We start from the raw sequence: 7,629 nt of genomic DNA on the forward strand, positions 1-7,629 counted from the left end.
TAATAGTGTGTGCTCACTTAAAATTTAACGTTGGCGCTTTGTTTTGTTCAGTTTTCAAAGAGCAATTTCACAATCGCCTCATCGGACGGTTTGCTTGTTTCATCATAACACACTGATGATTAGTTGTCAACTTCTGCGAAGTTTTTAACTTATTTTTAATCGCTGTGTTTCTCAGCGACCATTTCATCTTATCATTTTCATAGTAAGAAGTCAACAGTTATTATTTCTTTTAGTAATCTACTAAAAGGGATGAAGTTGTCGTACTTGGTGCTTATTTATATTATTCCTTTTGCCCATTAATGTCAACTAGTTTTCATGCAATTTCTTAGTCATTTATTTATTCCATTATATAGAGGCTATTCAGGAAGCCCACAACCCCTTTCGCTCCATCGCAAAAAGCCAATGTGATTCTTTTCATTTTATCTACCGATGACTTCAGTATTAAAACCGCAAGAACCCTCCCATTTCTTTGTCCAAATATTAAAAAATATTTTTTACAATTTTACTTCCTTGTACTATAATAAATTTATTTTAAAAATTTCAGGATAGGTTTTAATCATTATAAAAATAGTTGGGAGAGGGATTTATAAATGATTAATAAAAACACATCTTTGAGGATGCAAAGTATCGTTTTTATTGGCTTTATGGGAGTTGGAAAAACGACGATCGGTCAAAAGGTGGCGCAAAAACTATATAGGGACTTTGTAGATATAGATCGGGAAATTGAAAAGGAATTCAATATGCCCACTACAGAAATTTTCAAGAAGTTTGGGGAAAAAGTTTTTCGTGATAAAGAAAAAAGCATGATAGATAGCTTTAGTAAACAACAATTGAAAATAATTTCCGTCGGCGGCGGGGCATTTTTACAGGAAGATATAAGGAATATTTGTTTAGCCAACTGCATTGTCTTCTACCTCGATTTATCTTGGGACTATTGGAAAGAGAGAATAGGCTTGCTAATTGATAGCAGACCGGTTCTGCAAAGCCGCACCCTTGAAGAAATCGAAGAGCTTTTTTACACTCGGCAGGAGATATACTCCTATCATCATTCAAAAGTGAATACGAATGACCTTGATGTGGACGAAGTGGCAGACTTTATCGTTGAATCGCTAAAGGTGGCATGGGATATATATGAACCGCTTAAGTAAGTCCGTTTCCAGTGCAATGGACATCCCCCTCATAAACAGATGAAAAGGATACAGCGGCAGTTTACCCACCTCCGTATCTTTTCATTATTCTTTATTAGGAAGACTCCCTGACAATCAATTCCGGAGTTAATATGATACGCTGCTGCTCACGTTTGATTTTTTCCATTTGCTGATACAAAAGATTTGCTGCCTCTTTTCCCGTACGTCTAGGAAATGAAGAAATGGTCGTTAAAGGAGGATGATAGATCTCTGCTACTGGAACATTATCGAACCCTACGATATCCATATCTCTTCCAGGAGTAAATCCTTTCATCCTTAATCCTTGCATGACACCGAAAGCAATTAAGTCGCTAAAGCAAAAGATGGCCGTTGGTGGTTCAGGATCCTCAAGTACTTTCAATACAGCCTCCAGTCCACCCTCACGTGTCGGTGCACTATCTATCATTAACGATTCATCCACTTCAAGGCCCGCACTTGTAAGGGCTTCACGATACCCCTCCATCCTCTCGATCCATGTTGAAGATTCCCTGATACCACCAAGTAGTGCAATTCTTTTATGCCCCTTCTCAATAAGGTGATGCACAGCTATTCGGGCACCTTCTGGATAATTGATTCCAACATAGTCGCTATTCACTCCAGGTAATTCTCTGACCGCAAGAACCATTGGCGTGTCAATTTCATTTAATCGATCAACCGTCTCCCGTGAACTTTCAGAGACAGGACAAAGAATCAATCCTCCTACCCTATGTTCCAGCATCGTTGAAAGGAGATGGTCTTGCTTGCTAACCGAATCGAATGTGGTACCCAGTAACACCGTATAACCGACTTCATCCAATGCGTCGTGAACACCAATCAAGAATTCAGAAAAAAAGGTATTTGAAATGTCAGTAATAATGATTCCTACAGTATCGGAACTTTGCGACCTTAAATTTGCGGCAACTCTGTCGTACACATAGCCCAGTTCCTGCATTGATTTTAAGACCTTTGTTCGTGTAGCATCCGAAATCCGCGGATTATTGCGAACGATAAGGGATGCGGTGGATGTGGACACACCAGCATGTTTTGCAACCTGTTGCAATGTGACCCGCCCTTTTTTTGATTGCTTCATAGTTCCATCACCATCTTGAACGTATTTTTAATGTATATATTATTATCATGTTCTTACTATAATAATAATATAGTTACTGGAATTAGCATACCCTTGGAACATAGGGTAAGGTTTTCAGCGATTGATTCCCCAATCATTACCCAAGGTTATTCACCATCTCGTGCCGTGTCAATTTTCTATATCGATAATTAACAAATGCTGCAGCCAGAATGCCCAGAATTGCAATAAAACAATCAAAGAAAAATATATGCGATATATCCCCGCCCTTGGCAATTAGCCCTGTTGCAATTGGTAAAATGACACTCGCCAAACTGGAGGCCGTCGCAACGATCCCTGTTACCGTCCCTTTTTTTCTCCAGAAAAGTTCAGTCATGATGGCAATGCTTAATTGAAATATCCCAGCTGTTGAGGCGCCTAGGAAAAAGGAGGTGATAATTAGGACGATGGGTGAATGAACCTTTAAGATAATGATGACTGTAAGTAACGTAATCATTGGGTAAAGTAAGATCACCGTCACTGGTTTGACCCATTTGTTTAATAAAATGGACAATAGCAGGACTGAAATGAGTGATCCGACACTATAATAGCTCAATAATTTTATGGACCCTGCATGGGACATCCCAGCGACTTCGTAACCGTAGCTCGGTAACCAGATTTGGGAAACCGTAAATAATGCAGTCGATGTAAATCCAATTATGATCAGCGCCAGTCCTTCACCCCAAAATTCAGGCTCGGTTATAAATCCGCTCCTTCGATAATCGCCTTCACTGCTGGCAGTATCGGATTTGCTTTTCGGAAATGAAGCTGAAAGCATAACAAACATATTAATGAAATAGATGGCAGCAGGAGTTAAAAAGGCAAAGCCATAAAATAAGTGATTGTTGGAAAGAAACAAGATGATGAACGGTAAGATGGTTGCACCAAGTGATCCAAAAGCCTTTACCATGACACTTGCTGACCCAGCAGATTTAGGAAACATTTCCGTTAATGCCGGATATGTGCCGGCATCCATGGCTGAGTTGGAAATACCCGCTAGTAAAGCAAACACAAACGCTTTTTCATATGTGGATGAAAATGGAATCCCAAGCAAAAAAACTCCCATTAACACCGAGGAGATAATGATCAATGGCTTCCTGCCGAATTTATCTGACAGCACACCTGAGAGCCCGTACGTAAGTAATCTACCAATCCCTATGGCAGCAATGAGATAACTGATTCCCGTAGAATCCGTATTCCATTGTTTGGTTAGTGCAGACATATTTGAGGCAAGGATTATATTGACCATTCCAAGTAGAAAATAGTTAATATATAAGCCTGATGCCGCTTTATAATACTGATTTTTCATTATTACACCCCTATAATAAATCACGATGATATTCGTTCCCTAATGCTTAAACCCCAAATGCAGGTATTTAAGTCTCCCCTATATGATATCCATTTAACTGAAAAACCACTTTCAAAAAAAAAATGCTAAGAAAAACAAGGAATTTCACTCCCCTGTATTTCTTAGCTCCGAGGTCAACCCTAATCGTTTACTATAAGTGCATGGCTGCACCGAAAGGATCAAAAACCTCTATTACGATAAAACGGAGGACAATCCCAAAGTGAAAGCTACTTATTCTGCAAACAGTTGCTCTTTAATATAATCGACTGGCATCTGTTGCCCTGTCCATAATTCAAAGGCCAATGCCCCCTGCCAAAGCATCATTCCAAGACCATTAATGGCAGTAGCGCCAGCAGCTTCGGCTTGTTCCATCAGTTTTGATTTACGCGGAATGTAAACAACGTCGGTTACGATTAAATCAGGGCGTAACATTGACTCGTCCTGAATGACGCTTAACCCTTCAAGTGGTTTCATACCAACGCCTGTACCATTTGCCAAAATATCACTAGTTAATATTTCAGCCCTTAATTGTTCAACATTTTCTAGAGGATATACATTAGCTTTCACGTTTAAATGCTTCATATCTTCATTGATGATTCGTACATTCTCCTCTGCTTGCAGGAAGAAAGCATCATCACGAGCAAAAATGCTGATTTCAGCTATTCCTTCCAATGCTGACTGAATCGCAATAGGTGTGGCAGCCCCGCCAGAACCGATAAGCGTCATTTTCTTTCCTTTAATATCAATACCATGTTCTTTCAGGTTCCGGGTATACCCCATTCCATCAGTACTGTGACCGACAAATTTCCCATCGATATTGACAACCGTATTAACGGCTCCTGAGAATTTGGCGCTGTCTGCCAATTCATCCAGGTAAGGAAGGATTTTCATTTTATTCGGCATCGATACGTTAAATCCTTTTACATTTAACGCCCGCATTCCTTTCACAGCATCTTCAAGTTTTTCATTTCCTACTTCAAAAGCTAAATAGGCACAATTCAATCCCAATTTATCAAAAGCCATATTATGCATGGCAGGTGATAAAGAATGTCCGATAGGTGTTGCCAGTAAACCGACTAATTCTGTTTTCCCATTGATGCGTGCTAAATTTTCCATGTTTGAATCCCCCTGATGTTTTTATCGAAATTTTTATATACATTCCTTCTTGGAAGAAATTTAGATGAATTAAATATTTTGATCGATGATTTCCAATACACTTCTTAATTCACTTACTGGAATTTGTCCAGGTGCAGACGCTTCTTTTCCAGCACCAAATGTACAAGCAGAACCAAACACCGCACCAGCCAATCGACTGACCAAGCCTGTACCTGACATAGACATCGTAATGAACGGCCTGTCCGCATACTTTGTTTTCATCGTATGTGTTGCATCCAGTAAAACGAGTAAATCATCAACACCTTGAGGCATTACTGCAATTTTTGGAATATGAGCTCCAAGTTCCTGCATTTTACGCAATCGGTAAATGATTTCTTCTTTTTCCGGTGTTTTATTGAAGTCATGATTACACATTATTACGTAGACTCCATTATCTTCTGCTATCTTCACTGTCTCTTTTACTGCAGATTCCTCAAAAAATAACTCTACGTCAACGAGGTCGATAGCTTTTGTTCTGATGGCTGTATGAAGCAAGCTAAAATATAGATCATTAGTGATTTCCTTGTTTCCGCCTTCTTTATGGCTTCTGAAAGTGAAAAGAAGCAGCGTACTAGGCAAAAAACGCTTAAGTTTAGTAATCATTTCCGCAACGGCCTCTAAATTCTCAACCTGGTCATAAACGTCTGCTCGCCATTCAATGATATCCGGCGCTAAAGCATTTACCGTTTCGACTTCTTTAAGCAGCTCTTCCTCTGTTGTCCCCATTAGTGGAACGATGATCTTTGGTGCACCTTCTCCAATCGTTACATCCTTGATCGTGATCGCTTGCATGGATATTTCCCCCTTTATCAATAACAACTGTTATGAAATTGATGGTGTCGACTTCCTAATTCGTCGAAACCTTAATTACTTTTTTATATCGATAGGCTACGAATACGGCCAATAGAAAGCTAATTATCGCAATCGCAACGTCGAATAAGAAGACTGCAGTTAAACCGGCGCTCTTTGAAATGATCCCTGTAACGAAAGGAATGATAATAAAAGCAGAACTTGCCGCAATGTTTACATAAGAAGTAATCGTCCCTTTTTTGACTGGGAAGAATTCAGTAATTATTGTCATGGCTAGCTGGAACACTCCTGCAGTTGAAAGTCCGATGAAGAAAGTGCTCAAAACAGTCATCAATGGCTGCTGGATGTAAATGAGAGATAATAAAGATAATGCAGCTATGATTGGATAAATGATCATGACGGTAATTGGTTTTATTACCTTATTTAATAGGACTGCCAGCAAAATGACGGAAACAAGGGAGCCAATGCTATAGTAACTAAGCAATTGAACAGCCTTGGCCTGGGTTAACCCCAATACCTCTTGTCCAAAATTCGGCAGCCAAACTTGAACAAGCATGAATAAAGCTGTTGAAGTGAATCCTAAAAGGACGACCGCCAACCCTTCCTGAGCGAACTTAGGTTTTGAAAGGAACTGGTATTGAACCGTTGCAACTTGCTCATCATTTTTGTTTTCAATGGGCGCTTTATGGTTCGGGAATGAAACCTTAAGCAAGAAAAATCCATTAACGAGATATACAGCTGCCATCAAGAAGAATGTATATCCATAAAACATATCCCTGGCGATGAAAAATGCCATGATGAATGGAAGCAGGGCCGCCCCGACGGAAACGAACGCTTTTATTAAAACAGTAGCGGAACCCGCTTTCTTTTGAAACGCTTCAATAAGTGCAGGATACGTACCTGCGTCTAAAAATGAGTTTGCCATACCAGCACATATGGCGAATATGAATGCCAATGTATAGTTAGGAGCCAAAGGAATGCCCACGAGGAAGATTAGATAGATAAAAGATGCTGCAACAACAAATGGCTTCCTTCCTAATTTATCCGACAATCTACCGGCAAAAAACAATGATACCAACTTACCGATTCCTATAGCGGAGACCAAGTAACTAATACCCGAAGCACTAGTATTCAATTGCTCCGATAAATTCTCCATATTCGATCCAATGATGACATTGATCATCCCCAAAATAAAATAGCTAATATATAAACCTGTTGCCATTTTTATAAATGGATTTTTCATGAAACACACACCCCTATGATAGTTATTAAAATGTAATTTGATTCTTAAATCATTCAGAAGTTTTCCCCTTGCCCCATATAATGAATTCAGGAAACAAATTTCGTGCGATTAAAACAATAAACTGTATTTAGTTAACTATTTCTTGGATAAATATCAGGCAGTATTTAGTACATCGTTCTACTAAATGCTTTTGTTCGTTGGTATATCGTTCTACTAGTCAATCTTTCATTTAGTATATCGTTCTACTAGCGCCTAATTCATATCCCTTGGATGAAGGATTCTTCAACAAATGATCTGTTAACTTTATTTAGTATATCGTTCTACCTGAGCTATTATACTGCTCTAATTAAATTGTGTCAAACCTATGAAAAAGTCCTTGGTATCGACTTAAACGATATACTCGCACCATCCTTAATATTTGAAGGTCGCTCCATGCTCCTTTTTGTCTTCAGTATCATGGTATATCTCGCCTTCAATACTTTTTCAGTATTTCCATCTCCAATTTTCATTTCCAAATACTGAATAAATTACTTTTTAACTAAAATAAATGAAAGGCAGCTAACTTATATCCAAGTTTGCATCAATTTGGCTGCAGTAGAAACAAATTGCTTGTAGGTCGGATTAATTGCTGATTTACCTTTTTATAATCCATTTTTCACAAACCGCCCTTATAGTAACGCTAAAAAAGACCAGCCGGCTGGCTGATCTTTGAATTGGCTTGGCGGCGTCCTACTCTCACAGGGGGAGACCCCCAACTACCATCGGCGCTGAAGAGCTTAAC

Annotated in this window: 6 protein-coding genes; 1 reads left to right on the forward strand and 5 read right to left on the reverse strand. The window is 39.1% G+C overall.

From position 1 onward, the window contains the following. The first annotated feature begins 590 nt into the window (after positions 1 to 590). Entirely contained in the window at positions 591 to 1,148 is a 558-nt protein-coding gene (locus ASU00_RS23795) for a shikimate kinase (protein ID WP_057915917.1), read from the forward strand. Positions 1,149 to 1,242: 94 nt separating this feature from the next. Here ASU00_RS23795 and ASU00_RS23800 read toward each other — a convergent pair whose 3' ends face one another. The 5 genes from ASU00_RS23800 to ASU00_RS23820 all read right to left on the reverse strand — a co-directional run bounded on the left by ASU00_RS23800 (position 1,243) and on the right by ASU00_RS23820 (position 6,848). Beyond that, positions 1,243 to 2,256: a LacI family DNA-binding transcriptional regulator gene (locus tag ASU00_RS23800; RefSeq protein WP_057915918.1), complete on the reverse strand. Its 1,014-nt coding sequence runs from the start codon at positions 2,254 to 2,256 to the stop codon at positions 1,243 to 1,245. Positions 2,257 to 2,392: 136 nt separating this feature from the next. After that, a complete protein-coding gene (locus ASU00_RS23805; RefSeq protein WP_057915919.1) occupies positions 2,393 to 3,601 on the reverse strand; it encodes an MFS transporter in 1,209 nt (402 codons plus the stop codon). Positions 3,602 to 3,871: 270 nt separating this feature from the next. Next, positions 3,872 to 4,756 carry a shikimate dehydrogenase gene (locus tag ASU00_RS23810; RefSeq protein ID WP_057915920.1) on the reverse strand — a complete coding sequence of 295 codons (885 nt, stop codon included), beginning with the start codon at positions 4,754 to 4,756 and terminating at the stop codon, positions 3,872 to 3,874. 69 nt (positions 4,757 to 4,825) lie between these two features. Next, on the reverse strand, positions 4,826 to 5,587 hold the full coding sequence (aroD, locus tag ASU00_RS23815) for a type I 3-dehydroquinate dehydratase (RefSeq protein ID WP_057915921.1): 762 nt from the start codon (positions 5,585 to 5,587) through the stop codon (positions 4,826 to 4,828). A gap of 55 nt (positions 5,588 to 5,642) precedes the next feature. After that, the gene (locus tag ASU00_RS23820; protein ID WP_057915922.1) at positions 5,643 to 6,848 is read right to left on the reverse strand and encodes an MFS transporter; all 1,206 of its coding nucleotides are present in this window, start codon (positions 6,846 to 6,848) and stop codon (positions 5,643 to 5,645) included. Between the last annotated feature and the right edge of the window lie 781 nt (positions 6,849 to 7,629).

It is taken from the genome of Peribacillus muralis, from assembly GCF_001439925.1.
GTDB classification, from domain to species: Bacteria; Bacillota; Bacilli; order Bacillales; family DSM-1321; genus Peribacillus; species Peribacillus muralis.